This window comes from Verrucomicrobia bacterium S94 (genome assembly GCA_004299845.1).
Taxonomy (GTDB): Bacteria; Verrucomicrobiota; Kiritimatiellia; order Kiritimatiellales; family Pontiellaceae; genus Pontiella.
In genome coordinates this window covers 3,284,499-3,309,974 of the sequence record CP036201.1, presented here as the reverse complement: position 1 = coordinate 3,309,974, position 25,476 = coordinate 3,284,499, and the positions used below count along the sequence as shown (strand labels likewise).

At 51.1% G+C, this 25,476-nt stretch carries 22 protein-coding genes; 17 read left to right on the top strand and 5 right to left on the bottom strand.

Translation table 11 applies throughout. The features are described from left to right. Positions 1-25: 25 nt before the first annotated feature. Both EGM51_14550 and EGM51_14545 read left to right on the top strand, forming a co-directional pair. The gene (locus tag EGM51_14550; GenBank protein QBG48562.1) at positions 26-412 is read left to right on the top strand and encodes a four helix bundle protein; all 387 of its coding nucleotides are present in this window, start codon (positions 26-28) and stop codon (positions 410-412) included. A 32-nt stretch (positions 413-444) separates the two neighbouring features. Continuing rightward, complete coding sequence (locus EGM51_14545) at positions 445-2,967, top strand: leucine--tRNA ligase (protein ID QBG48561.1); 2,523 nt, start codon at positions 445-447, stop codon at positions 2,965-2,967. Positions 2,968-3,385: 418 nt separating this feature from the next. Here the strand turns inward: EGM51_14545 and EGM51_14540 are convergent, their stop codons facing one another. Next, the gene (locus EGM51_14540; GenBank protein QBG48560.1) at positions 3,386-4,759 is read right to left on the bottom strand and encodes a hypothetical protein; all 1,374 of its coding nucleotides are present in this window, start codon (positions 4,757-4,759) and stop codon (positions 3,386-3,388) included. A gap of 217 nt (positions 4,760-4,976) precedes the next feature. Between EGM51_14540 and EGM51_14535 the strand changes: the two genes are divergently transcribed. After that, positions 4,977-5,117 (top strand): DUF4411 family protein, encoded by a 141-nt coding sequence (locus EGM51_14535; protein ID QBG48559.1) that lies wholly within the window; start codon positions 4,977-4,979, stop codon positions 5,115-5,117. A gap of 153 nt (positions 5,118-5,270) precedes the next feature. After that, on the top strand, positions 5,271-6,626 hold the full coding sequence (locus EGM51_14530) for a Fic family protein (GenBank protein QBG48558.1): 1,356 nt from the start codon (positions 5,271-5,273) through the stop codon (positions 6,624-6,626). A gap of 138 nt (positions 6,627-6,764) precedes the next feature. On the opposite strand, the gene EGM51_14525 is transcribed toward EGM51_14530, so the two are convergent. Then, positions 6,765-7,868, bottom strand: coding sequence for a hypothetical protein (locus EGM51_14525; protein ID QBG48557.1), 1,104 nt, complete (start codon positions 7,866-7,868; stop codon positions 6,765-6,767). 267 nt (positions 7,869-8,135) lie between these two features. Here EGM51_14525 and metA point away from each other — a divergent pair, with 267 nt between their 5' ends. From metA to EGM51_14490, 7 genes are all read left to right on the top strand, one after another. Then, complete coding sequence (metA, locus tag EGM51_14520) at positions 8,136-9,053, top strand: homoserine O-succinyltransferase (GenBank protein ID QBG48556.1); 918 nt, start codon at positions 8,136-8,138, stop codon at positions 9,051-9,053. A gap of 78 nt (positions 9,054-9,131) precedes the next feature. Then, entirely contained in the window at positions 9,132-10,211 is a 1,080-nt protein-coding gene (locus tag EGM51_14515; protein ID QBG48555.1) for a hypothetical protein, read from the top strand. Between the two features lie 379 nt (positions 10,212-10,590). Next, positions 10,591-11,223, top strand: a complete 633-nt coding sequence (locus tag EGM51_14510; protein ID QBG48554.1) for a hypothetical protein — start codon at positions 10,591-10,593, stop codon at positions 11,221-11,223. Then, entirely contained in the window at positions 11,220-12,407 is a 1,188-nt protein-coding gene (locus EGM51_14505; protein ID QBG48553.1) for a hypothetical protein, read from the top strand. The genes EGM51_14510 and EGM51_14505 overlap by 4 nt, the downstream gene beginning before the upstream one ends. 91 nt (positions 12,408-12,498) lie before the next feature. Further along, entirely contained in the window at positions 12,499-13,839 is a 1,341-nt protein-coding gene (locus EGM51_14500) for a hypothetical protein (protein QBG48552.1), read from the top strand. Positions 13,840-14,034: 195 nt separating this feature from the next. After that, the gene (locus EGM51_14495; GenBank protein QBG48551.1) at positions 14,035-14,322 is read left to right on the top strand and encodes a hypothetical protein; all 288 of its coding nucleotides are present in this window, start codon (positions 14,035-14,037) and stop codon (positions 14,320-14,322) included. A 90-nt stretch (positions 14,323-14,412) separates the two neighbouring features. After that, positions 14,413-15,408 carry an alpha/beta hydrolase gene (locus tag EGM51_14490; GenBank protein ID QBG48550.1) on the top strand — a complete coding sequence of 332 codons (996 nt, stop codon included), beginning with the start codon at positions 14,413-14,415 and terminating at the stop codon, positions 15,406-15,408. On the opposite strand, the gene EGM51_14485 is transcribed toward EGM51_14490, so the two are convergent. Continuing rightward, positions 15,390-16,772 (bottom strand): dihydrolipoyl dehydrogenase, encoded by a 1,383-nt coding sequence (locus EGM51_14485; GenBank protein ID QBG48549.1) that lies wholly within the window; start codon positions 16,770-16,772, stop codon positions 15,390-15,392. The genes EGM51_14490 and EGM51_14485 overlap by 19 nt on opposite strands. A gap of 145 nt (positions 16,773-16,917) precedes the next feature. Continuing rightward, on the bottom strand, positions 16,918-18,831 hold the full coding sequence (locus EGM51_14480; GenBank protein QBG48548.1) for a response regulator: 1,914 nt from the start codon (positions 18,829-18,831) through the stop codon (positions 16,918-16,920). A 231-nt stretch (positions 18,832-19,062) separates the two neighbouring features. Here EGM51_14480 and EGM51_14475 point away from each other — a divergent pair. Together EGM51_14475 and EGM51_14470 are read left to right on the top strand one after the other, a co-directional pair. Further along, positions 19,063-19,832, top strand: a protein-coding gene (locus EGM51_14475) for an IS5 family transposase (GenBank protein ID QBG48547.1) whose coding sequence is annotated in 2 segments (ribosomal slippage) — positions 19,063-19,378 and positions 19,378-19,832 — 771 coding nt in all. Because the reading frame shifts where the segments join, the coding sequence is not laid out codon by codon here. 106 nt (positions 19,833-19,938) lie between these two features. Continuing rightward, positions 19,939-21,273, top strand: a complete 1,335-nt coding sequence (locus tag EGM51_14470) for an MFS transporter (GenBank protein QBG48546.1) — start codon at positions 19,939-19,941, stop codon at positions 21,271-21,273. On the opposite strand, the gene EGM51_14465 is transcribed toward EGM51_14470, so the two are convergent. Further along, the gene (locus EGM51_14465; GenBank protein ID QBG48545.1) at positions 21,270-21,749 is read right to left on the bottom strand and encodes a hypothetical protein; all 480 of its coding nucleotides are present in this window, start codon (positions 21,747-21,749) and stop codon (positions 21,270-21,272) included. The two genes, EGM51_14470 and EGM51_14465, sit on opposite strands and share 4 nt — an antisense overlap. 351 nt (positions 21,750-22,100) lie before the next feature. On the opposite strand from EGM51_14465, the gene EGM51_14460 reads away from it, so the two are divergent. The 4 genes from EGM51_14460 (at position 22,101) to EGM51_14445 (ending at position 25,476) form a co-directional block, all read left to right on the top strand. Next, positions 22,101-23,315 carry a hypothetical protein gene (locus tag EGM51_14460; protein QBG48544.1) on the top strand — a complete coding sequence of 405 codons (1,215 nt, stop codon included), beginning with the start codon at positions 22,101-22,103 and terminating at the stop codon, positions 23,313-23,315. 67 nt (positions 23,316-23,382) lie between these two features. Continuing rightward, on the top strand, positions 23,383-24,156 hold the full coding sequence (locus EGM51_14455; protein QBG48543.1) for a TPM domain-containing protein: 774 nt from the start codon (positions 23,383-23,385) through the stop codon (positions 24,154-24,156). A gap of 18 nt (positions 24,157-24,174) precedes the next feature. Beyond that, on the top strand, positions 24,175-24,888 hold the full coding sequence (locus EGM51_14450) for a nucleotidyltransferase domain-containing protein (GenBank protein ID QBG48542.1): 714 nt from the start codon (positions 24,175-24,177) through the stop codon (positions 24,886-24,888). A gap of 3 nt (positions 24,889-24,891) precedes the next feature. After that, positions 24,892-25,476, top strand: a complete 585-nt coding sequence (locus EGM51_14445) for a LemA family protein (GenBank protein QBG48541.1) — start codon at positions 24,892-24,894, stop codon at positions 25,474-25,476.

Genomic DNA, 25,476 nt, shown 5'->3' with positions numbered 1-25,476 from the left:
GGTTAATGGTTAATCGGGTTAGGGTATGAAGGATTTCCGGGAGTTGAAATGTTGGAAGGCCTGCCGCGAACTGCGGCGCTTCGTTCATGCCCGGATTCTGCCCTTGCTGTCGCGGGATGAAAAATATCGGCTTGCCGATCAGCTCATTCGCGTAGCCCGTTCGACCACGGCCAATATTGCTGAAGGACACGGGCGGTTCCATTATCTGGATAATGCTAAATTCTGCGGTAACGCCAGAGGGTCGGCCTATGAGGTTTTGGATCATCTGCAGACTGCGCTAGATGAGGCGCTGATTGATGAAGCTCTGTTTAGAGAAGGTGAAAAACTGGTTTGGGATGCGGTGAAATTGACGAATGGATATATGAACTATCTGAAAAAGGCTAAAGACCCGGTTCCGGGAGCAGACGATTAACGAATAACCATTAACTATTAACGGCGAAGCACATGAACGAAGACTATCCTTTTAACGAAATTGAATCAAAGTGGCAGAATTTCTGGGATGAAAACGGCGACTTTAAAACCGATCTGGCGGCAGCGGAAAATCCGTATTACTGCCTGATGATGTTTCCGTACCCGTCCGGGAAGCTCCACGTCGGCCACGGCCGTAACTACATCATCGGCGATGCGGTTGCGCGCTATAAGAAAATGCAGGGTTTTGATGTACTCACCCCGATGGGCTGGGATGCTTTCGGTCTGCCTGCGGAAAATGCGGCCATCAAAACGGGGACGCCGCCGGCGGAATACACCACAGCCAACATTGCCACAATGAAAGAGCAGCTCCGCGCCTGGGGCTGTATGTATGACTGGGACAAGGAAGTCACGTCCTGCATGCCGGACTACTATAAGTGGACGCAGTGGCTGTTTCTTCAGTTTTATAAAAAAGGCCTGGCCTACAAACAGAATTCCAACGTGAACTGGTGTCCGTCCTGTGCCACGGTGCTCGCCAATGAGCAGGTGGTCGACGGCGCGTGCGAACGCTGCGACTCCGAAGTCATCCAGAAATCGATGGAGCAGTGGTTCTTTAAAATCACCGACTATGCCCAGCGCCTGCTTGACGATCTGAACACGCTCGACGGCTGGCCCGACCGTGTGAAAACCATGCAGAAAAACTGGATCGGCCGTTCTGAAGGGACGGAAGTTGATTTTGATATTGTTCCGCGCGAAGACGGAGCGGCAGACAACATCGATAAAATCACCTGCTACACCACCCGTGTGGATACCATTTACGGCTGCACCTATATGGCGCTCGCTCCGGAGCATCCGGAACTGAAAAACCTGATTAAAGGCATGCCGAATGAGGCCGAAATCCTCGAATTCATCAAAGAGTGTTCTAAACTGACCAACCTTGACCGCGAGGCCGACGAGGTGGAAAAGGCCGGAATTTTCACCGGCCGCTATCTGATCAATCCCTACAACGGTGAAAAGATTGAGCTGTGGGTCGGCAATTATGTGCTGATGTACGGCACCGGTGCCGTGATGGCCGTTCCGGCGCACGATACTCGCGATTTTGCGTTTGCGAAAAAATATGACCTGCCGATCAAACTTTCCATCCAGAATCCGGACAATTCTCTTGTGCTCGAGGAGATGGAAACGGCCTACACCGAAGACGGCACCTGCGTCGATTCCGGTGAATTCACCGGAATGCCGAACCGCGAAGCCATCGCCGCCATGACAAAATATGCCGAGGAAAAGGGCTTCGGCCGCGGCACCATTAATTTCCGCCTGCGCGACTGGCTGATTTCCCGCCAGCGTTACTGGGGTGCACCGATTCCGATGGTCTACTGCGACGACTGCGGCGTCGTGCCGGAGAAAGAGGAAAACCTCCCGATTCTGCTGCCGACCGATGTAGAATTTAAAGCCGAAGGCGAATCGCCGCTTAAATCGAGCGAAAGTTTCATGAATTGCACCTGTCCGAAGTGCGGAAAACCGGCGCGGCGCGAATCCGATACGATGGACACCTTTGTCGATTCCTCCTGGTATTTTCTGCGTTATCTCAGTGCCCGGGATGAAAACCAGGCGGTGAATACCGAAATCGCCAATAAGTGGATGCCGGTCGACCAGTATATCGGCGGTATTGAACATGCGATCCTTCATCTGCTTTATGCCCGATTCTTCACCAAAGCCATCAAGGACCTTGGTCTGATCGATTTCGAAGAGCCGTTTAAACACCTCTTTACGCAGGGCATGATCTGCAAAAAGGGGCCCGATGGAAATCTGTATAAGATGTCGAAATCGAAAGGGAACGTGGTTTCTCCGGAAGAACTGCTCAAAAAATACGGTGCCGATACGGTACGTCTCTATACGCTCTTCATCGGGCCGCCGGAAAAAGAAGCCGAATGGCAGGATTCGGGTGTGGAAGGGGCCTACCGCTTCCTCAAGCGCATCTGGCGCCGGGTTTCGGAAAACCTCGATCTGCTGAAGTCGGTCGAAGGAAAACAGCCGGTGATTGCCGATATGGCCGACGCCGAGCGCGACCTCTACCGCAAAACCAACGAGGTGATCCAGCAGATCACCCGCGGTCTCGACGGCGCCTTTACCTTCAATACCGCGATTGCCGCGATTATGGAGCTGATGAATGCCGTCGATCATCTCAGAATTTCCGATGATTCTTCGGAATCGGCCAAAATCGTATTCCGCGATGCCATCGAAAACGTTGTTCTGCTGATTTCGCCCTTCGCACCGCATATCGCCGAAGAGCTGTGGGTTGAACTCGGTCACGGTGCCGGCATTATGAATGCCGACTGGCCGACCGTGAACGAAGAGGCTCTCAAACGCGATGAAATCGAGCTGGTGGTTCAGGTAAACGGAAAAACGCGCGACAAAATCAAGGTGGCTTCCGAAGCGTCGAAAGAGGATATCGAAGCCGCCGCCTTGGCTGCCGAAAACGTCCGGAAGTGGCTAGAAGATAAAACCATCCGTAAAGTCATCATCGTTCCCGGCCGCCTGGTGAATATTGCGGTTTCGTAAGTTATGCATTTTGGGATGGCAATGTGTCTAGCAGCCTGTCGGAGTTAAAACACTGCCTGACTGCAAAACTACGAAAGACTTTTCTGCTGAAGCCAAATAATTCATCTCGATGCAGGATTTAACCCGGGAAAACGCGAGAATAGGTCGCGCCAAGGCCTTGGCGTGCTGTTTTGCGGTTCGGAGCGGTCGTTCCGGGGCGCACCTTCCCGATAGGGTGAAGATTTTCTTTAGATTGTAGCTGGAGCCCGTCCCAAAGTATCTGTTTTTGTTTTCGCCTCAAAATCTGGCAGGAAGCAAAAGTCAGTTTGATGCAGCTGGACGACTTGTGCATTCGCCTCTGCCGTGCATTTCTATGTTTTTGACGACATCGGGGCGCAAGGGGTCTTTTGAGTAAGCCTGGCCGGAATGAACAAACGGGTTATGCCGCGTCTGCAAGAAGCCCGTTTTTATTCTCAATGGCTATCCCGGCGAGCTTCCAGAGGTTGTGCGTCAGAATGCTCCAGATGATTCGGCGTTCTCTGCTGGCGAACCCCCGGCTTTTCAAGGGACGGTTGAGGTACGCATTTTTGAACAGCCTGATTCGCGCCTCCGTGCTGCCTCGGCGTTTCTGGAGTCTGCAGAATTCGTCGTCTTCAAGCTGTTCTTTTAACCGGGTTACGGATCGAGGACAAATGGCGTTGATGATCTGCTGCTCCTCCAGGTGGACAGTATTTCCCGGCGCATCAAAGCCGCGGTTAGCGGTATAGGAGTGAATGCGACTGTAATTTTTCTGCAGGCGTTTTGTACTTTCCTTTACGAGCCTGCTGTCGCTCTTCGGCTGATCTTTTATAAATTCCCAATCAACGATGAGGCCGTTGGCCTGCTCAGCGAGATAAAGGGCGTTGCCGAACTCCGCTTCGGCATCGGACTTGCCGCGTACCAGAACATGAATATCGTCTTCATACAGGCTGAGGATTTTATCGGCATTTTTTATCCGGCGCTCTCCGATGATCCGTTCGTGCGCCTGATGAATCGCCTGCGGCAGTATATCGAGAACATGCTGCATACGATTGAGGACCTGTTCTTTTTCAAGCTCACTCCACTCCGTTTCCTGCCAGCGCCCGGCAAGTAGAGCATGGTAATTGTGAGCATGTGACTCTATGGTTTTTGCGAGCGTTTTCATCTTTCTCAAAACAGCTTTGCGCGCCTTTCTGGCATCGGGCCGCCTGCGGGTATGCGTCATCTCAATGCAGAGTTTATTCATCCTGGTCATGAGCTGTTCCGGCGAACCGATGCGATGGCGCAGCCCCTGCTTCCGGATCAGGATAATCGCCTTCACCAGTGTACGCGCGGCATCACGGAGCAGGACCCAATCGACCGGAAAATGAATATTGGCTTTCACGCAGGTGGTATCGGCAAAGATCTCTTCGAACCTGAGAGCGGTCTGCTGATGAAGAAGGAGCTCCGCCTTGCGCTGATCCATCATAATTTGGTTCAGGCTGTGAATAAGCGATTCAATCTCTTGAGTTTCAAACATTTTTTCAAAACGCTCGATACTGCTTTTGGATACCGGCCTGGCAATCTCCACAAAGCCAGTAAAGGTAAACCACTGCAGAAGAGGACTGTCGGCCACGCGTACGGCAGGCTTCCTCACCGAATCCGTTGTTACGCCAAGCAGAATATTGTAACGCAGGGCCCGCTGGAGCGTTTGAGGCGCTGGACAACTTTTTTCAGAAGGGGTATCCGCAATCTTTCGCTTAATGAATTCGTGTTCGAGCCCCGATGAGATCAGAATCGAGTCGATCTGAACCATACGCTCAAGGAAGTCCGTGTAATCTTTTGGGCCTTTTACTGCAGGAAGTGCTGGACGAAACTCTGGTTGAAATTGGATGATACTCACTGCGCTTTACCTTTCTTTGTTGTTGGGACAGGAAATATAAAGCGTCTTTTTCCGGCAAGGGAGGCAAAAAAGCCTCTCTTGCTCGGATTTTTATAGAAGAACACCCCTGCGAATAAAGCTCATGCAATGAATGGGACGCGCTCTAGTTACTCAGGAAAAGTCAGATCCTAAGAGCAGAAAGAAAATCTTTATTCCTGATGTATGCTGTAGCTCAGGAGTACATTACATGAGTACCATTGATTTAATACGTAATCTTGGAGGTAGATTTTAATCTCTTTTCCTAAATTTCCTTAAAAGCCTCGAAAATTAGGGGCTTTTGTTGTTTTCATCCTTTGGAAAATCTAATTACTAATAACCGAAAAATTAGTAGTTGAGTGCTGGTAGATTATCCGATATTACTAATTTTAGTATTAATTAGTAATAAATGGTATTGGCTATGAAAATTCCTGCAACTCCTCCGGATTGGCGTGAAATCCTCGAAGATTATTTTAATGGTAATCCGGCTTCTGTGCGTGATGTATTAATGCACACAGAGGTTTGTTATAAGGGAGAGTACATTCATTGGGACAAACTTAGGCGGTTAAATCCTCCCCAAGGATATACCCATGAAAAATGGTGGCTTGCGTTAAAGAGTGCCCGTCAAAAACAGGTTAAATCCTTGGATTCGTTGGTTAACACAAGGCATGAGCCATTCATTTTTTCAAAACCGGATCCAATTCCTGAGCTTCTTCACCACATTGATCAGGATGCCGGCGGGCGGATTGAGATGCCGGATGAGGGGTTGACGAATCCTCAAACGAGAAATCGATATCTTTTACACTCGTTGACGGAAGAAGCGATTACTTCGAGTCAGCTGGAGGGGGCAACGACGACCCGAAAAGTTGCAAAGGAAATGCTGCGTGAGAAGCGGACTCCCCGGGATAAAAATGAACAGATGATCCTCAATAATTACCGGACGATGCAATTGATTCGGGAAATCAAGGATCAGCCGCTTACACCTGAACTGGTTTTCGAAATACATCGGACGGTAACTGCAGATACGATGGATAATCCGGATGATGCCGGCCGGTTTAGAACAAGTGATAATGTACGGGTTTATGAAAACCTATCGAATGAGGTGCTCCATACCCCGCCAAAATGCAACGAATTACCGAAACGTATGCAGGCGATGTGTGATTTTGCAAACGGTAATACTCCTGAGTATTTTATTCATCCGGTTGTGCGAGCCATCATCCTGCACTTCTGGCTGGCCTACGATCATCCTTTCATGGACGGTAATGGACGTACTGCGCGGGCCCTTTTTTATTGGTCGATGCTTCAGCAAAAGTATTGGCTGGCAGAATATATTTCGATTTCAAGTATCATTAAAAAAGCACCATCAAAGTATGGCCGAGCATACCTGCATACTGAGACCGATGAAAATGATCTGACCTATTTTATCATTTATCATCTGGATATTATTCAGAAGGCCATCAAAGAACTTCACCACTACATTGCTGAAAAAACTAAATCTGTTCAGTCGATTGAAATGATGCTGAGAAATTCGTCGCTTAAATTTAATCATCGGCAGATTACGCTTTTGGGCCATGCCCTGAGAAATCCAAGTGCGGAGTATTCAATCAAAGCTTATCAAAACACACACGGAATTGTTTATGAAACAGCCCGCGGCGACCTTCAATATCTGGAGGATAAAGGATTACTGGTGAAACGCCAGTTCGGGCGCAGCTTTATCTATTATCCTTCTGATCAGATTGACCTCATTTTACGGGCGAAAGATTGATTACTAATAATTACTAATAACTACTAAAATTAGTAGTTAGAGTGGGGCGGCCGGTAGATTCTGTTCAAATGTATGAAACAATTAAGGCGTTATCCCGGCATTCGGACGCGGTGGCGGTTTGGCCGGATAAACGGAGGTTTATTGATTTGACCGGTAGGTGAGATAGATGGGCGGCAGGACGGAGCCTATGGGCATGTCTTTATTGTCGGGATCGATCACGGCGGCGGTAATGGCGAGGGGAAGGCGGTCTTCATCGGTACTGAACGGTTTATCGGGATCGGCTGAAAAATCGTATTTTTCCACACCGTCAAGGTCGAATTTTCCGGAGAGATCCATCGGTTTTCCAGTCAGGGTGACGTCGGTGAACTGCAGCTCCACGGCATTATTTGCGGGGAAATCCCGGGCGGCCAGTTTTTCCAGCTGTTTTTCAAGATCTTTGCTGTACGCGCTGACGGGCTGGATGAATCCTTTGGCCAAAACAATGCGCACGCGGGCGCCTTTTTCCCCCTGAATGGTCAGTCGGATGCCCTGGTCATCATAGGTTCCGGTTTCGCCGGGCTTTTTACCGTTAACGCTTAATTTCAATGAGGATTGAGCGGGTTGCTGTTTCGCAACGCCCTGGGATCCGGCCTGGGTTTTGGTGGAGAAAAGCTGTCCGGAAGCCTGCGATCCATCTTCAAAAACAACGCGAAAGGTGGAACCGATCATTTCCGCGCCGGAGACGCCGCCGCAATCCCATTTAGGCGCGGTATCGCGGTCGATGGGACCCTTTTCTGTTCCTGCGAGCGAGTTTGAATCCATATCGATAGAAAAGCCGAGGGTCTCTCCGGGATTGAAGCCGCCGTCGGTCGAGGGATCAAAGGTCAGGCGCAGGCCTTTATAGCCTTTGGCTCCGCCTTCGCCGAGATAGGTTTTTCCTTTGGCCTTTTTGACCGGAACGAAGCCGGTTTTTTCGTTTTTATTGATCTGCAGCGGTTTGGCTACGCTGTCGCCGGCGATCCCTTCGGGATCGAAGACAATATCGGGAAAAAGGGCTGTGGTAACGTCAATCCGGAATTCGGCAATATTTTTGCTGCCGGTATTGGTGAGCTGAAAGGAGTTTTTTCCGTAGTTCGATTGCTGAACTTTGTCGGATTGGGGCATGACGCTGAGTGTGGCTTCGCCGGTATTTCCGGCAAAGGCGGTGGATGAAAGCAGTAGCGATCCTGCCGCGGTAACCAGGGAACTGTTGATTTTTTTCATTAAAACTGATCTCCGTTGTCTGCCGAATGGCGTACAGGATGGGCACGCCGGTTATTGATGCTGTATCTTCTGATTATGCGGTACGCAACTTGGCAGATAATTGAGTTCGGTACAAGACCCCGGACCGCCGGTGCTGCAACAGTTGAAATATAAGAAATTTGTCATTTGCCTAATGCCGTTATATTTCGGATTCTACCCGGCTATATTTTAGCTGCCCGGCAGTTTCTCATATTGCGTAAGGCCGGGAGAGGATTGGAAGGAATAGACATGCCTATAAAAATACAGGATGGACTTCCGGCTGCGGATGTTCTGAACCAGGAAAATATTTTTGTCATGACCGAATCCCGGGCGGTGACCCAGGATATCCGGCCTCTCAAAGTAGTGATTCTTAATCTCATGCCGATTAAAAAAAATACGGAAGTGCATCTGCTTCGCCTGCTTTCCAATTCGGCACTTCAGGTTGAAGTCGATCTCATTCGTACTGCCACTTATGAACCGAAGAATACGGCTCCGGAGCATCTGTCGACATTCTACAAAACCTTTGCTGACATCAAAGCGAACAAATATGACGGTATGATTATTACCGGTGCACCGGTGGAGACGATGGAGTTTGAGCAGGTGCAGTACTGGGAAGAGGTCTGTGAAATTCTCGACTGGACGAATAACCATGTCACTTCGACCCTGCATATCTGCTGGGGGGCCCAGGCCGGGCTTTATCATCATTACGGAATTCCCAAATACGGAGTTGAAAACAAAATTTCCGGTGTGTTTGAGCATACGGTCCGCACCACAACGGAGCCGATTATTCGCGGGTTTGATGATCGTTTTCTTGCGCCGCATTCCCGGCATACGGAGGTGCGCTGTGAGGATATTGAGCCGGTCAAAGAGCTCTCTATTATCTCGGAATCCGAGGAGGCGGGAATTTATATTGTGCTGGCACGACAGGGGCGGCAGATTTTTGTGACCGGCCATTCCGAATATGATCCGCTGACGTTGAAAGAGGAATATGAACGGGATCTGGCCAAGGGCATGAATCCGGTTATTCCGGCTAATTATTTTCCTGATGACGACCCTTCAAAAATGCCGAAAGTCAGCTGGCGGTCGCACGCGCATCTGCTGTTTGCCAACTGGCTGAACTATTATGTCTACCAGATGACGCCGTTCAATCTGGAGGATATCGACTGATTTCCAGCACCTGTACATGCAGAAAACGGCAGACCGGTATAATAAAACGGCGGTATTCTTCGTTTTCATGGAATGAATATGCGTTTGATGATTCTGATTATGGCGGTGCTCTGTTTGAACGGGCGTGCGGCGCAGATGGATAAGCCGTGGGGGTGTTACAGCAGCATGCTGACGGAGCGGGCGGTGAATCACCCCGAGTTGCAGGGCGGGCTGGTTCGCACCACCTGGGCTGAACTGGAACCGGAACCGGGCCGGTTTGATTTTTCGGCTATTGAACGGCAGCTCGGTCTTCTTCCGGAAGGCAGAAACTGGAGTCTGGCGGTCTATGCAGGCTGGGTATCCATTGAGGCCGGTTCCGCTGTACCGACAAAAGCCGTGAATCGGCCGCAGCGTTCCAGAAAACCGATGGCGTCACATACGCCGCAATGGATGGTGTCGGAGATGAACATTGAACTCTTCGATTGTCAGTTTCGCGGACAGGCAGTGAAAATGCCGAAATACTGGGATCCTGTTGTGCAGCAGCGCCTGGGGATACTGATGCAGGGGTTGGCTGAAAAATATAAGACGGATGACCGGCTTAAATTGGTTTACGTTCCGCAGATGACCGGCAACGGAATCGAAGGGCATTTTAACGGAGTACCGTACAACAGTCTGCTTTCCGCCGCCGGACTGGATTCCGGGGAGGAGGAACAATTCGCTGAGATCTGGACGGAAGCGTCGTTAACCGCTATCCGCTCAACCGCCCGGGCATTCAATAATAAGGCGGTTGCGTTTGAAGTGCATGAGCTGCTCGGCAGCAGTGCTGTTCCGGAAAAAATCATGGAGGCAATCATCGATGATCCTGCGCTTAAAAATCAGGTCGGGATCGGTATGTGGTGGATTTCCGGAAAAAACACGTATCAGCCTGATCTTTTAGAATTAATCGAAAAATTTCCCGGGGATATCTACGGTCAGGTGATCGGCCGCTCGGATCAGGCGCATCGTTTTCCGGTTGGAGAGTATTCTGCTGTTTTTGAACAGGCTGAACAGCTCGGTATGCGCTATATCGAGGTTTGGAACTATGAATTTGAACGTCATACGCACGACAAACTGCTAGAAGCATTCAATCAGTATTGCCGAAAACGCTACACCGGAACCATTGAAGAAAAGAGCCGCTAAAGGGTGGGGACCGGAATAGCACTGCGTTAAGAAGTTTGAATGTGCTTCATCTCGCGCCGCTTCCTGAGGGCCCCGAAGCCGCCAAAACAGCGCGGCGGTACAGGCTGGTATCCGGTCCTGTAAAGAGGATGATTTGCGCCATTTGCGGGGACCGCTTTTTATTAATAAATCCGGGAAAAATATTTTGTGCAAAGCAGGGGGTTGAGCGGATGAACCGGAATGGTGGAAGAAGATTAAAAATTAGGTATGCGCTCTTTGTTTACTGCGAAGCTTTTGTCTGCGAATATCAACGTTCACCGAAAAATTATGAATAAACCGGATCAATAAACGGTAGTACCGCCGGAAGAACGGTGCGGTTTTGAAGCTCGAAAAGAATTCCATGGAACAACCTGATCATAAAGAAAACACAATAGAGACCACCCGTAGTGAAGCCCCCGAAATTCATGAAGAAAAACTGACGTTATATGAACGTCTGGATGCGTATATTTCCAAACTTTCCACCCGAAACCTGTTCTGGAACCGTTTGTGTTCCATGATCTGGCTTCCGTATGCTTTTCATTCAGGATTGACGATGGCGTCGGATGGAACGAAGCATCGGGCGATTCTGCCTTTCCGCCGGTTTAATAAAAACTGGTACAATGCCATGGCAGGCGCATCGTTGCTGGGGAATTCAGAAATTGCCGGCGGAAACTATATTTTCAAGGTGTGCGGTGGTGATTATACCGTCGTTTGCAAACATCTGGATTATCGATTTCTGCGCCCCTGCATGGGCCCGGCGGAATATCAGATGACTCCGCTCGACGATATCCATGAGCTGGTGGCCACGGGAAAAGAGTTCAATATTGCCATTCGCATGGATATTGTTCAGGCACTGGTACGCGGAAGCCGGCCGAGAATGGTGGGTGGGAAACCGGCGAAGCCCAAGCGGGTCGGCCGATGTACGGCAACGTTTCATGTAACGCCTAAGGCGCATCACAAGGCCAAAAGGCTGCGCAGAAAAAAAAGCAAATGAGCATAACAGCCGGGCCAGCTTCGGTACGTGATTCCATACGGTGGGGCGCCTATCTTGCCTGCTCGTGGACCTGGTGTATCGGCATGTTTTTGCCGGTTCTGCTTTTGCGTGAAATGGGATGGCCCGGCTATCTGATTTTTGCGGTGCCCAATGTCATAGGCGCGGCCGCGATGGGCTGGGTAATAAAAACGGGTTCTGATTCGGTTCGTTTTGTTGAAAAACATTCAGGGGCTGTCTGGTGGTTTTCCGCTATTACATTGGCGTTTCATTGCTACTGGATCAGCTGGCTATTCCGGTTGCTTTTTAGGGGACTTGAGATTCCTGGAATCTGGATTGCCGGCGGTTTTGGTGTTTTCGGTGCTTTCGTATTACTCATCGGCTGGGCGCTGTTTCGCGGGAGTGTACAGAAATCCGCATTGGTATTGCTTGCGCTCAGTCTGACGGTATTGCTGGGGACGTTTTTTTCATCCGGCCTCCAGAGTGCTAATGCGACGCTGGTGCAATCCGCCAAACCATCCGCGGAACCGTTCCGGATGCTGCCGGTCATGTTCTTCGGATTTCTGCTGTGTCCCTATCTCGATGTCACTTTTCACCATGCCCGGCAGAAGCTGGAGACCGCATCCAAAGGCCGGCTCGGGTTCACCATCGGTTTTGTGCTCTTTTTTCCGTTTATGATTTTTCTGACGACCCGTTACGCGGGTATTTTCAATACGGTAATAGATGGAGAGCGGATTATATTTCCGCTAAGTCCGCTGCTTGCAATCGGAATTCTGCTCCATATTATCTGCCAGTGGTTCTTTACCGTTACCGTACATCTCGACCGCATCCGGACTCTTCCAGGTATTGGTGCCCGAAAAAAAGGACTGGCTGTGCTTTTAATCCCGGCCGGAATGATCGGGGCTTTCGTGCCGGAACTTCCGATGTATCAGGGCCTGACTGCCGGTGAAATCGTTTACCGCCTCTTCATGAGCGCGTATGGTCTGATTTTTCCTGCGTATATGCTTTATCGCGTCATTGTCCGGAAAAAAGCGGCAGCATCCCCGTGGGTCATGTGGATCGCGATGCTCTGCACCTCTCCGTTTTTCTGGATGGGTTTCATCGAACGTCAGTCCGTCTGGCTTTTGCCCGGCCTCGCTTTATTGATTGCAGGCGCGATCTTTCAAAAGGCAAAAAGACGTACCTGACCCACGTCCATATGGGCAGTTTTTTAACCTCGCCGTTTTCTCTGCAACATATTGAACTTGAATAGAGTACTGCAGACGATATCATCCGGCTATGCCATTGGCCCATTATTTGAATGTCGGGCGGGTTTGCCTGCTGCAGAGCGAAACGGAGAAATCCGCTATCGGTGAACTGGTGCATCTGTTTTGTGAAACAGAGCCGCATCTTGATGAAACAGCGATACTCGAAGCCGTGCTGATTCGGGAAAACGATGTTGGCACAAACGTCAGTAACTGGCTGGCACTGCCGCATGCGCGGCTTCCGGGCATTGGATCGCCGAAGATTGCTGTAGGGCTCAGTCGGAAGGGTATTTCCTGGGGGGCATCAAGTCAGTCCAGTATCCAATTGGTTATTCTGCTGATCGGCGATGAAGCCGACCGGCATGATTTTCTATCGGTTCTGGCGATGCTGGCCCGGACTTTTCAGTGCCGGACGGTTCCACGTTCGCTGCTTACGGCCCAAAGTGCGGAAGCATTATATCGGTCACTGCTCCAATGTGTAACATCAGATGGTGTTTCGATTGATCCCGACCGGCAGGCTGATACAGAAGCGGTCTATGCCTCGGCCTGCAGTATGGCGGAAAAAACCGGGGCTGACTGCCTGCTGGTGATGGCTGATCAACCGGCAGGGCTCGATTTCGTGGAAAGGTATCCGGGGCACTGCAAAACGTTACTGGTTACCAATCCCCACCAGCAGCTTGATACGCCCGATTGGCCTTTTGACCACCTTTTTGAAATTCCGCTTCATGGCGTACTGCCACGCCACGCACTCGACTTTGCTCTGCTGCTCATTCTTTCCCGGAATCTGCTGCGTCCCGACGACACCATTGTCTGTCTCTATGGAAGTTCCGATGCCGCGCGGCTTGATACCATCCGCCTGCTCAACGTCAACGAAGATCTGCGTGTACCGCTTACGCTGCGCGAAGAGCTTGCATCCGGGACTATAGATTTTCAGGTGCTGCTGCGTATTTTCACGCTGGCTTCGGAGCTCGCGCGCGAAGGCCGCGAAGGAAAACCCATCGGAACCCTGTTTGTGGTCGGAGACTACGAACAGGTGCAGCATCAATGCCATCAGATGGTCATTAATCCCTTCAAGGGCTACAGTGATCACGAAAAAAATATTCTCGATCCAAGTCTGGCTGAAACCATCAAAGAGTTTGCGCATATCGACGGGGCCTTTGTGATTCGCGGCGACGGCGTCATTATGTCGGCCGGAAGTTTCATTCGGGCCGAAGTGATGGGCGATCAGCTGCAGGGCGGCCTCGGGGCCCGGCACACCGCCGGGCAGGCGATCACTGCCTGCACGAATGCGCTTTCGCTGGTGCTCTCCGAATCCACCGGCACCCTCACGTTGTACAAAAAAGGCCGCTCCATGCTTTCCTTAAAACGCAGCTGACCGTTTTCGATAATCGGATGTTCACCCCGAGGTGAGGACGATGCTCATTTTTTTGAGGAACTACAAAAAAGCAGCTCCACGTTAAACCTGAAAGGATGCTACGGATCATTGTTGTTACTGCGTAAAGGTCGACACCCGTATAATCAGTGCATTGCGAAAGGATAATACCAAACGTTAAAACTATCCGGTATAAATTTGATCCCTCGCAGAGCGGTTACCTGCTGCGGGCTGGTTGGGTCGGCGGAGCTCCCGGTAAATGTTTTCCCCTTTATTCTGCGCGGTATTCGGCTGATCGGCATCGATTCCGCGGAATACCCGATGGAAAACCGGACGAACATCTGGGAAAAGATTTCCAGAGACTGGAAACCGGATGCTTTGCCGGACATGGTGGATGAAATCGGTCTTGAACGGCTTGATGAAAAGATTTCCAGCATGCTGAACGCACGTTTGAAACGTCGAATTCTGGTGAAGCTGCAAAGCTGATGGCTATTATAGTTTAATATATTTGAACGCCGGTTGGTTTCTGCGGTTCCATTCAGTTGCAATGCCATTTATCTGAACGGAGAAACTGACATGAAACAACATTTACTGCTGCTGACTCTCGGCGCCTTCGCCTTAGCGGGCCGAGCGAGTGAGATTAAGGATCTTTCGTATGATCGGTATCTTTCCGAATATGAATATCCGTTTGAGGTGCACACCTTTGAATTCGAGTCGCAGGGCCGCGACCTGAATATGGCCTACATGGTTTTGAAAAGTGAAAAGGGCCGGCCGTGGGTGACCCTGTTGCACGGGAAAAATTTCAATGGGGCGTACTGGGAAGAGACTGCGCGGCATCTGCATAAAAAGGGGTTCAATGTGCTGATGCCCGATCAGATCGGTTTTGGTAAATCGTCTAAGCCGATGGATTATCAGTATTCTTTTGCGGCATTGTCTGCCAATACGAAAGCATTGATGGATTCGCTGCATATCGGACAGTCGATTGTGGTGGGTCATTCCATGGGCGGCATGCTGGCCGCGCGCTTTTCGCTGCTTTATCCGGAACAGACACTGAAGCTCGTGTTGGTGAATCCGATCGGTCTGGAAAATTATCTGAAATTTGTTCAGTACAAAGACGTGGACTTTTTCTACGAAAATGAACGCAAACAAACGGCTGAAACTATCCGTTCGTATCAACAGAAAAACTATTATGCGGGGGCTTGGAATGCGCGCTATGAAGCGCTGACCTATCCGTTGGTCGGCTGGGTGCAGGGACCGGATCGAGAAATCATGGCCCGCGTGAATGCTTTAACCTACGATATGATTTTCACGCAGCCCGTTGTTACCGAATTTCCCAATCTCAAAGTGCCGGCGGTGTTGATTCTGGGTACGCGCGACCGTACGGGGCCGGGGCGGAACTGGAAACGTCCGGGAATGACGCATGAGCTTGGCCGTTATGATCTGCTCGGCAAACGTATGAAAGAATTGATTCCGGAGCTGACGCTCTATGAGCTGGATAATTTGGGCCATCTGCCGCAGATCGAGGATTTTGAGCGGTTCCGTGTTGTTTTTGATCAGGCACTTTTAAACTGATCTCTCGCATCGCGGGCGGCGTCGCGCACGGTTTCTGGTAGAGCGGGATGGATGTAGATCATGTTCAGCAGATCATCGAGCGTTCCGTTTTTATACATCAGTGCAATAATCATATGGATCATGTCCGATGCTTCGTCACCGATAATATGGGCTCCGAGAATACGGCGGTCGTTTTTCCCGATCAGCAGTTTCACGAAACCGTGGTCGGCCTGACGGGCGAGGCCCATGGCGGTATTTTCGTAGCGGCAGCATCCGCGGATATAGTCGACGTTTTCCCTGATGAGTTCATCTTCGGTTTTTCCAACGCCGGCAATCTGCGGATATGTGAAAACGGCGTGGGGCACAGCACCGTAATCGATGGTTTCATCGGATGGGCGTTCAAAAAGGACGCGCATCAGAAATTCGCCTTCCCAGTTGACGGTGTGGCGGAAAAAATAGTTTCCGTTGCAATCGCCCATGGCATAGACGCCGGGCACCGAGGTCCGGAGTTGACCGTCAACCGGAATATAGCCGTTTTCATCGGTTTTAATGGAGGTATTTTCAAGGCCCAGCGCATCGGTGTTGGGGATAACGCCGGTGGCCACCAGCAGGGCTTCGGCCTCTAGGATTTTTTTCGCGCCGTTTCTGTCCTGGATTGTGACTTTGAATACTGAACCGTCGTGCTCTACATTTTCAGCGGTACAGCCTTCGTGCAGGGTATTGTTTTCGGAGAAGACACGGTGGAATTCCGCTTTGATTTCGCGGTCTTCGCGCCGGAGCAGCTCGCTGCGGACAATAAAATGAACATCGGTTCCGGCGGTGCTGTAGACATGACCGAGTTCGCAGCCGATATAACCGGCACCCAGTACGATCATACGTTCGGGTAATTCCGTATTTCGCAAGGCATCGCGACTGGTCATATAGGGCGTTCCGGCGAGTCCCGGAATTTCAGGAATGTGCGGGCGTGTGCCGACAGCGATAAAAATACGATCGGCCGATAATATACGACCATTCACGGAAATGCTGTGATCTCCGGTAAAGGTTGCTTCGCCACGGATCAGCTCGATATTTTGATGTTCTTCATAGGGCGGAGCGAGTTCATTGGAAATATTATCCACGGTTTCCGTGACCCGTTTGATCAGTGATTCAAACTGCATGCGTGGATTGGGATCGGCCGCAATATCAATTCGATGTGCCTGTCTGATATGGTGAATCTGATCGGCGGGATGAATCAGCATCTTAGAGGGAATGCAGCCCCGGTTCAGGCAGGTTCCACCCATGTTTTCTTTTTCGATCAGAGCGACTTTAAAGCCCAGATCCGCCGCCGGGCGGGCAATTTTAGTTCCGCCGCCGGTACCGATAATAATAATGTCAAAGGATTCCATACTGCTGCTCCACGATAAATTTGTTTCACGCTAACATGGGGATTTGGATTTATGAAGCGGAGATGTGAATAAGCTGACAAAGCAATTTCACAGGAACTGAATCAGGATTACAGTTCTGCGTTCTGGTGTCCGTTTTCCGGAAGTTTCAGAATCTGCTGAAAAGCTGTTGCAGGTCCCTGATTCGGATCGGCTTGGTCAGATAGTCATCCATTCCCGCTGCAGCGGCCTGTTCATGATGCTCTTTCAACGCATGTGCCGATAAGCCGACAATCAGGGGGCTGCACGTTTTTCGGTCTTCATTTTTGTGTTTAATGATCCGGGTGGCTTCAAGTCCGTCCATCACCGGCATCTGCACATCCATCAGAATAAGATCATAGGTCCGGTTCTGCGCGGCCTCCACCGCTTCTTCACCATTAGTGGCTATATCTGCGTGATAGCCGAGTTTATCCAGAATACGCCGGATGACCTCCCGGTTTACCCGGTTGTCTTCTACCAGCAGAATGCGGTTCAGAATGTGCGGACTTCCGGGATTTACATGGGTTTTTACTTCATCCTCCGGATCATCGGTACAGCTTTCGAGCAGAATGGAAAATTGAATCTGTGTACCGAGGCCTTTCTGACTCGTAATACGGAGCTGTCCGCCCATCTGTTCAACGAGTTTATTGCAGATTGCCAGCCCGAGTCCGGTACCGCCGTAATTCCGGGTTGTGGAACGATCGGCCTGTTCATAGGGTTGGAACAATCTGGGAATCTGCTCCGGTTTCATACCGATGCCCGTATCCGTCACTTCGAAGAGCAGGCGTACATGCTGTAGATCAGGGTGCTCCGCAGACATCCGGAGTTTGATCGTCCCGCCGTTGGTAAATTTGTTGGCATTGCTCAGAAGGTTCAGCAGGACCTGACGCAGACGCACCGGGTCGCCACGAACAGTTTCTGGAACGGCATCGTCAAGTTCGGGGCAGAGCACATTGTGCATGGAAAGCGCAGGCGGTTTGATGACATCCAGTGTTTTGTGTACCAGCTTGCGTACATGGAACGGAATGGATTCCATATCCAGTTTACCGGCTTCTATTTTAGACAGATCGAGTACACTGTTTACGATGTCGAGCAGGGCTTCCGAACTCGATTCAATCGTCCTTACGTAATCTTTCTGCTCATCGTTAAGCGGGGTATCAATCAGCAGGTCGCCGATACCGACAATAGCACTGAGCGGCGTCCGCATTTCGTGGCTCATATTGGCCAGAAACAGCGTTTTGGCTTCTGTGATTTTCTCGGCTCTTTTGCGGGCCTTCCGCTCCTTTTCCATATTTTTTTCCGCTGTGATATCACGTGAAATTCCAAAGGTTCCAATCACAGTTCCGTCAGTGTTTTTCACCGGCATTTTAGTGGTGGAAACCCAGGTGCAGTGACCGTCCGCCCAGGTTTCCTTCTCTTCTATATTCACCAGTGGAAGGCCGGAATAGATAATCTGCTGTTCATCTTTACGCGCCTGATCGGCATGGGTTTTAGTGAATAGATCGGCATCGGTTTTTCCGATGATGTGATCGGCGTCGATACCGATATGGTTGCAGAACGCCCGATTGACCATAATGAATCGGGAGTGGAGATCTTTGAAATAAACGTTGTCCGGAAGGTGATCCATTAAATGCTTCAGCAAAAGCTGCATGGAATGGGGTTCGGAAAGCGAGGCGAAGGGTACCGTTTCATCCGCAACCGGCCGGATAAAGAGCAGGGTAAGTGTTTCATCCTGAAGACTGAGTTCAGACAGATTCAGCTGAACAGAGCATGAAGCGCCATCACGCCGGACAATTGTCGTGCGGGACATTCCAATAACCGGTTTTTCCGGAAAGAGCGTCTGCAGCTTCAGTTCCGGCTGCATTCCGCATCGATATCCCGTAAGGATTTCCGCCGCCGGATTTATATATACCAGACGGTCGTCGATTCTGGAGATCAGAACCGCATCCATAACAGTTTTGTAGAGAGTATCAAAAAGATCGTCGGGCGGTTTGTGCTGAAGATCCGGATGTGATGTTACTGCTGTCGTACTGTGCTCTCCCATTGATCACGCTTTCTTCAAACTGAAGAGATTTTAAGCCACTTGGCCGGACCGGTCAAGCGGAAGCATGGTTACACCGACCTGAAAAAACTTTTCGAGCAACTGTATTGCAGACCAAACAGGGCATCCGCTTCGCAGAGCGAAATGACGCAAAACGGCTGAACAGATCCGGATTTATTAGGGCCTGTTAACACTTATGCTTGCAATATAAAACAAGTCTGGTACTATCTTTATATGAAAATAACCGAAGCCCAGTACGACAAAATCGCCCATGTGTTGCCGGTGCAGCGAGGCAACGTAACTCTTTCCAATATCGAGGTTTTAAACGCCATTCTCTATGTGGCCGAGCACGGCTGCAAGTGGCGCGGACTCCCCTCTCGCTTTGGAAACTGGCACACCATTTACACCCGCATGAACCGCTGGGCAAAAAAAGGCGTTCTCGCAAACGTGTTCGATGAACTGCAGAAACAGCAGCTCGTGAAGATCAACCTTGAAGCGGTGTCCATCGACAGCACCTCGATCAAGGTGCATCCCGACGGAACCGGCGCATTAAAAAAAACGGCAAACAATCCATAGGAAAGTCCCGTGGTGGCTGGACTACCAAGATCCATTTGATCGCCGCCAACGCCCGGATCGCACTGGATTTCTCCCTTTCCCCGGGACAAGCCGGTGATGGTCCGGAAGGTCGTAAACTACTGGCCAGCTGGGGCGAGGATCGCCCTGAAGGCATTTGCAATGTATTGATGGATAAGGCCTACGAAGGAGATGAAACCCGGCAGCTGGTGTTCGATCTTGACCTCACTCCCGTTGTGCCGCCCAAGGCCAATCGACTTGAACCTTGGGAATACGACAAGGAAATGTACAAGCGGCGCAATGAAGTGGAGCGCCTGTTCCGCCGCTTAAAAGGATTCCGTCGAATCTTCTCCCGCTTCGAGAAACTCGACGTAATGTTCTGTGCGTTCATCCACTTCGCCCTGACTGTGGACATGCTTCCGTTGTGTTAACACGCCCTAAAAGAGGATTTTCAGGGATGCGCGGGCGGTATGTTTGTTGGTTATCGCATAAAGTGCTGTCGGAATCCGAAAAGCCACCGTATATAATGATCGCATTATGGACAGACAGCAGCTGATTGAAAATCTCTACAACCGCATTACCGGTGAAGAGGATGCCCGTGTTTGCAAGGATATACCGGATGCAGCCTGTAATGATCAGCCCCGTAATTTTTTTGCTTATCTTACCGCCAACCTGCTCGGCAAAGTAGCCGATGAAATCGGCAGTGCCAAACTGATCATTCCCTGGCTGTTCGGCATGCTGGGTGTACCTGCGGTATTCACCGGTTTTCTGGTTCCGATCCGTGAGGGCGGGGTATTGCTGCCGCAATTGGTGGTGGCCGCGGCGGTACGGAAACTGGCCATTCGGAAAACTGTCTGGATTGTCGGGGCGCTGCTCTCTGCGGTCAGTCTTTTCGGTATGGCCTGGACAGCCATCGGGTTTGAAGGAGCTTCGGCGGGTGGAACCATTATTCTGATGCTGGTTCTGTTCAGTGTTTCCCGCGGTCTCTGCTCGGTATCCGCCAAAGATGTGCTCGGTAAAACCGTTTCCAAAAGCAGGCGTGGTGCATTGATGGGCTGGAGTTCCGGTCTTTCCGGTGTGGCAGTGCTGCTGATCGGACTCTGGCTGGGCACGGTTGATCTGGCTCATGCCGGTCCGCGTGTATTTTCCGTGCTACTGCTGACCGGCGGTGTTTTATGGATTATTGCCGCCGCATTTTTTTCAGGAATCGCGGAACAGCCGGGGGCTACTGAAGGCGGCGGGAATGCGCTGGCGGTAGCACTGCAGCAGATGGCGTTGTTGAAAACCGATGGCGGATTCCGCCGTTACGTGATTGCCCGTGGTCTGTTGCTGTCGGTGGCTCTGGCTTCGCCGTTTTATGTGTTGATTGCCCAGCAGTTTGCCGGCGGGAAACTGCTGGGTCTGGGGTCGCTGGTCATTGCCAACGGCCTTGCCGCCGCGCTGTCAGCACCGTTCTGGGGCTATATGGGCGACCGTTCCAGCCGCCAGGTCATGGCGATTGCCGCTGCCGGTTCGGGGGTGCTCGGTCTGTTTACGTTTGCCGCGGTTGAACTGGAATGGAGCTGGGCGCTCAATCCTTATGGTCTGGCGGTGATTTTTCTGGTGCTTAATGTCATGCACGGCGGCGTACGCCTTGGCCGTAAAGTGTATCTGGTGGATATGGCAACCGGATCAAATCGGGCCGCCTATGTTGCGGTTTCCAATACGCTGATCGGCGTGCTGATGTTTTTCGGTGGATTAATCGGTCTGATCAGCGACTGGCTGGGGGCCCCGGCAACGGTGCTGCTGCTGGGGCTGCTGTCCCTGGTGGCGGTTGCCTATATAATCAAACTGCCGGATGTCAGCGAACCGGAAACCAAAGCCTCTGTTTAAAGAATCAGCGTACTTTCCTCATCGATTTTTTCGTAGACGGTGTCTTCGTCCAGAAAATCTTTTTTGCAGATCACCAGCATGGTGCTTTCATTGTGTTCCACGGGATAGGGTGTGGTGTGCCAGCACTTTTCATGGAGAACCACCAATTGACCCCGGGGAATACGAAAGGCTTTTAAATCGGAAGCTTTTGGAGGATTATCCCCCGGAGCAGCCACGCCAACGGCCCAGTCGCCGGAAAGGCAGATCAGCCCGGTCTGTGTTTCAAAGTGGTTTTCCAGTTCCTCGAAAACCATATCTGTTTTTTTTACATTCAGAAATCCGACTTCCAGTTCGCCCTCGGCAGTGAGCAGAGCCTGTTGTTTCCAGAAATTTACGGTCGGAACCGCAATGGTAGGTTCCGTGGCCGGAGGCATTTCAATCCATTGTCCATATTCAGCAAATGCATTGCTTGTGATCGGTTCAATTTTTACATCCATGTGCAACTCCTTGATTTTAGATGCAGTATCCTGAATTTCCTGTAAAGTCGTTACCTTGTAAAGAGATATGATTTTCGGGATCTCGGACTGTCGATGTTTTTTATGTCGGCGAAAATTATACGGTTTTCATGCAACTCAAACGCCTGGAGTCACTTTCATGGATGGAAAGAAATTGCTGGACATGGTTACCGGCCGGAAAGGTGCAATGCCGGCATGGATTTTTGAGAAAAACGCATACCCGGGAACGAAGCGGAAGCAGGTGTTCTTGACACGTTAAAGAGGCAAATCTACTTTATGCACGATGATTTCTTTACAGGCATTTTTCAGGATTGCTGATTCCGGAACGGGCGTATGAGAATCCTTGTGAAAATCAGGAATGCTGTAGGCCGCACAGTCAGCTTTATCCGGTTATACGGGGAGCATTTTCCCGTGGCCATGAAAATGATTTTTGATCCGCGCTGCCGGGTCATGCTTATTCAAGGTACCACCCGCCGTGAAAAGATTCCGGTGCGGGTGCTCTATATCGGGCGGCGCTACAACGGCGAATACATCGAAAAGGCCATTTTTGACCGCTTCGAAGCCGTAATTGAAAAGCGGACGACGCTGTTTGGATTTCGCCGTCATGCTGAAAAGCTGGAATCGGAGGCTGATCTGGTGTTCTGCGATATCGGCTGGCCCTATCATGGTCTGGTCAACCGGCACGGCGGTTTTCTGGAGCTGCCTGACTGGGTAAATATGGCGCTTTTTCTGGAGGAAAGCTGGGATGAAACCCGGCGGCTTTTTCATAAAACCATCCGGCGGCAGGATCTGCGGTATATCCGTCTGGAGGGTTATCGCGCCGAAACGACTTCCGATCCGGGAGAAATCGCTGATTTTTATGACCGGATGTATCTGCCGTTTATGCGCAGTAAACACGGCGGTTCAATGGTCAAAGCCCGCAAAGGTCATTTTATCCGCCGAGGCCGCAAAGGTGCACTGCTGAAAATACTGAAGGATGATGTCATGCTGGCCGGCGGGATTGTGTTTGAAGAGGATGATGCGCTCTTTTTTCTCTGGATCGGTCTGGCGCCGGAATGTTTTGAAAAGCCGCCGAAAGCGGTGATCAGTGCGGTGTATTATTTCGGCATCCAGTATGCGCAGGAACAGGGCTGCGAGGTGGTTGATTTTACCGGAACACGTGCGTTCATGGGCGACGGTGCCTTTCGTTTCAAACGCAAATGGGGAGCCGGTGTTTCCGATACATTCAGCCCGAATTCCATCCTGTTTAAGCCGCAGCGAGGTAACGAAACCGCCGCCCGTTTCTGCCAGGAATTCCCGATGCTGGCCCGCCGCCGGAACGGCCCGGAATGGCTTTTTTTCTGCTTCGATCAGCCGGTGGACGAAAAACGGCTTAAATCCTACTACAAAGAATTCGAATGCGACGGGATCAGCCGGCTTGCGGTCATTGATGGATCGGGTCGGGACGTTGATCTTTCCGCAGTCGACCTTGAAGCACTGAATACACGTGTTGTTCGGGCATCACTGGATGACTTTGCGGATCATTATCGCAAAAATGCCGTGGAATGAATCCGCGGTGTAAAAAAGCGGAAGGTTTGTAATCGCATCCGGAAGGGCATGCAGTAGGATAGGCACCATGCAGAAAGCAATACGAATTCTAGTTCTGGTCGGGGCTCTTTTTGCAGCGGTATTTCCTGTGTATGCCTCGGATGCCCTGCTGCAGAAACTGCAGCCGAAACGCGGGCATGCGGTTAACGACTATGCCAATATTATTCCTGCCGCGCAGGAGGCAAAAATTGAATCGATGATCGATGAGCTGGAGCAGAAAACCTCCGCCGAAATCGCGGTGGTTACGCTTCAGTCCCTGGAAGGCGGCGAAATCGATGACTTCACCAACCGTCTGTTTGAAAAATGGGGCGTCGGACAAAAGGGGAAAGACAACGGGGTGATGTTTCTGGCGGCGATGCGTGATCGTAAGATGCGGATCGAAGTCGGGTACGGTCTGGAGGGCGCGATTCCCGATGCTACGGCCGGACGCATCCGGCGGAATATTATTACCCCTTATTTTAAAGCCGGTCATCCGGGGACCGGCATTGAAGCCGGTGTAGCGGCACTGGCGCTCGAAATTGCGGAGGAATATGGCGTGGAGCTCAGCGGAGCGGTTCAGCCTGCGCGTTATGCTGCATCACGCCATCGCAGTGAAACCCGGAAGCAGAATCCGATTTTCCCACTCATTTTCGGTATAGCTTTTGTCATTTTTGCCATTCGCCATCCGCATCTGGCCCTGTTTCTTCTAATGAGCAGCGGCGGCCGAGGCGGCCGGGGCGGCGGATTCGGCGGCGGCGGTTTTTCCGGCGGCGGGTTCGGCGGCGGTATGTCGGGCGGTGGAGGATCCAGCGGCGGATGGTAGTATTTCAAGGAGAGAAGAATGACACCTGAAAAACTGGTTGATGAACTAAAACAGGCCTGTCCGCAAAACCTCAAGTCGGTTGTCCTTTACGGTTCGGCGGCGGCGGGCGACCATGCCGGCAGACGTTCTGATTATAATGTGCTGGTCATTGCGGAAGAGCTGGGCGTTGAAACACTGAATGCGTTTTCAAAAGCGGCGGCCGCGTGGTCGAAAGCCGGGAATCCCGCACCGCTGCTGTTTACCACGGAGCGCCTTAAGCAGGCCACGGATGTGTTTCCGATCGAACTGCTTGATATCCGGGAATGCCATAAAATACTGTATGGTGAAGATCCGGTGTCAGCACTCGACATCAATACGGAAAATCTGCGACTGCAGATTGAGCACGAGCTGCGCGGTAAGCTGATCCGGCTGCGGCAGGCTTATCTGCTGACCGGGGGGAAAGCGAAAGCCGTGGCGGATCTGATGGTGGAGTCGCTTTCCACGTTTCTGGTGCTGTTCCGTGCGGCGCTTCGCCTGTTCGAAGATGAAATTCCGCAGAAAAAATTCGAGGCCCTGGAAAAACTGGGGGAGCATCTATCGTTCGATCCGTCGGTCTTTCTGACGGTTCAGCACTTGAAGGACGGAACAAAAAAAACAAAATCGGTCGATGTTGAAAAACTGTTCAGCACCTATTTATCGACCATTGAATGTGTCATTGATGCAGTTGATGCAGAAATTCATAAAGGAGCATAATAAATGAAAAAAGGATGTCTGATTCCCTTAATTGTGGGTGTTGTTCTGTTGCTGGGCATTCTGTCCATGGGCGGCTGTATGGCGGGAAAATACAACGGATTTGTGGCGCAGGAGGAACATGTTAATAAAGCCTGGGCCAACGTCGAGACCGTGCTGCAGCGCCGCTATGACCTGATTCCGAATCTGGTCAATACGGTGAAAGGTTTTGCCGATCACGAAAAAGAGCTGCTGACCGAGGTCACCCGCCTGCGCAGCCAGTGGGGCGAGGCTAAAGCGGCCGGAAATACGGAGCAGAGCGTAAAGACCGCCGGGATGCTCGAAAGTGCGCTGGGCCGCCTCATGGTGGTGGTTGAAAAATATCCCGACATCAAATCAAACCAGAATTTTCTGGCGCTGCAGGAGGAACTGGCCGGAACGGAAAACCGGATTTCGGTGGAGCGGCGGCGTTATAATGAAGCGGTCGCGGCCTATAATGTCAGCATCCGCCGTTTCCCCGGAAATATGATGGCCGGTATGTTCGGTTTCGAAAAGAAAGAGGCTTTCGAAGCCGCACCCGAAGCCGCCACCGCTCCGACTGTGGAATTCTGA

Excerpts from the sequence above, each read along its gene's own strand:
- EGM51_14545 (QBG48561.1), top strand. The coding sequence starts at position 445 with ATGAACGAAGACTATCCTTTTAACGAAATTGAATCAAAGTGGCAGAAT.
- metA (QBG48556.1), top strand. The coding sequence starts at position 8,136 with ATGCCTATAAAAATACAGGATGGACTTCCGGCTGCGGATGTTCTGAAC.
- EGM51_14490 (QBG48550.1), top strand. The coding sequence starts at position 14,413 with ATGAAACAACATTTACTGCTGCTGACTCTCGGCGCCTTCGCCTTAGCG.
- EGM51_14450 (QBG48542.1), top strand. The coding sequence starts at position 24,175 with ATGACACCTGAAAAACTGGTTGATGAACTAAAACAGGCCTGTCCGCAA.
- EGM51_14445 (QBG48541.1), top strand. The coding sequence starts at position 24,892 with ATGAAAAAAGGATGTCTGATTCCCTTAATTGTGGGTGTTGTTCTGTTG.
- EGM51_14500 (QBG48552.1), top strand. The coding sequence starts at position 12,499 with ATGCCATTGGCCCATTATTTGAATGTCGGGCGGGTTTGCCTGCTGCAG.
- EGM51_14470 (QBG48546.1), top strand. The coding sequence starts at position 19,939 with ATGGACAGACAGCAGCTGATTGAAAATCTCTACAACCGCATTACCGGT.
- EGM51_14540 (QBG48560.1), bottom strand. The coding sequence starts at position 4,759 with ATGGTTCAGATCGACTCGATTCTGATCTCATCGGGGCTCGAACACGAA.
- EGM51_14455 (QBG48543.1), top strand. The coding sequence starts at position 23,383 with ATGCAGAAAGCAATACGAATTCTAGTTCTGGTCGGGGCTCTTTTTGCA.
- EGM51_14480 (QBG48548.1), bottom strand. The coding sequence starts at position 18,831 with ATGGGAGAGCACAGTACGACAGCAGTAACATCACATCCGGATCTTCAG.
- EGM51_14550 (QBG48562.1), top strand. The coding sequence starts at position 26 with ATGAAGGATTTCCGGGAGTTGAAATGTTGGAAGGCCTGCCGCGAACTG.
- EGM51_14510 (QBG48554.1), top strand. The coding sequence starts at position 10,591 with ATGGAACAACCTGATCATAAAGAAAACACAATAGAGACCACCCGTAGT.
- EGM51_14465 (QBG48545.1), bottom strand. The coding sequence starts at position 21,749 with ATGGATGTAAAAATTGAACCGATCACAAGCAATGCATTTGCTGAATAT.
- EGM51_14485 (QBG48549.1), bottom strand. The coding sequence starts at position 16,772 with ATGGAATCCTTTGACATTATTATTATCGGTACCGGCGGCGGAACTAAA.
- EGM51_14530 (QBG48558.1), top strand. The coding sequence starts at position 5,271 with ATGGTATTGGCTATGAAAATTCCTGCAACTCCTCCGGATTGGCGTGAA.
- EGM51_14525 (QBG48557.1), bottom strand. The coding sequence starts at position 7,868 with ATGAAAAAAATCAACAGTTCCCTGGTTACCGCGGCAGGATCGCTACTG.
- EGM51_14515 (QBG48555.1), top strand. The coding sequence starts at position 9,132 with ATGCGTTTGATGATTCTGATTATGGCGGTGCTCTGTTTGAACGGGCGT.
- EGM51_14535 (QBG48559.1), top strand. The coding sequence starts at position 4,977 with ATGGGACGCGCTCTAGTTACTCAGGAAAAGTCAGATCCTAAGAGCAGA.
- EGM51_14505 (QBG48553.1), top strand. The coding sequence starts at position 11,220 with ATGAGCATAACAGCCGGGCCAGCTTCGGTACGTGATTCCATACGGTGG.
- EGM51_14460 (QBG48544.1), top strand. The coding sequence starts at position 22,101 with ATGAGAATCCTTGTGAAAATCAGGAATGCTGTAGGCCGCACAGTCAGC.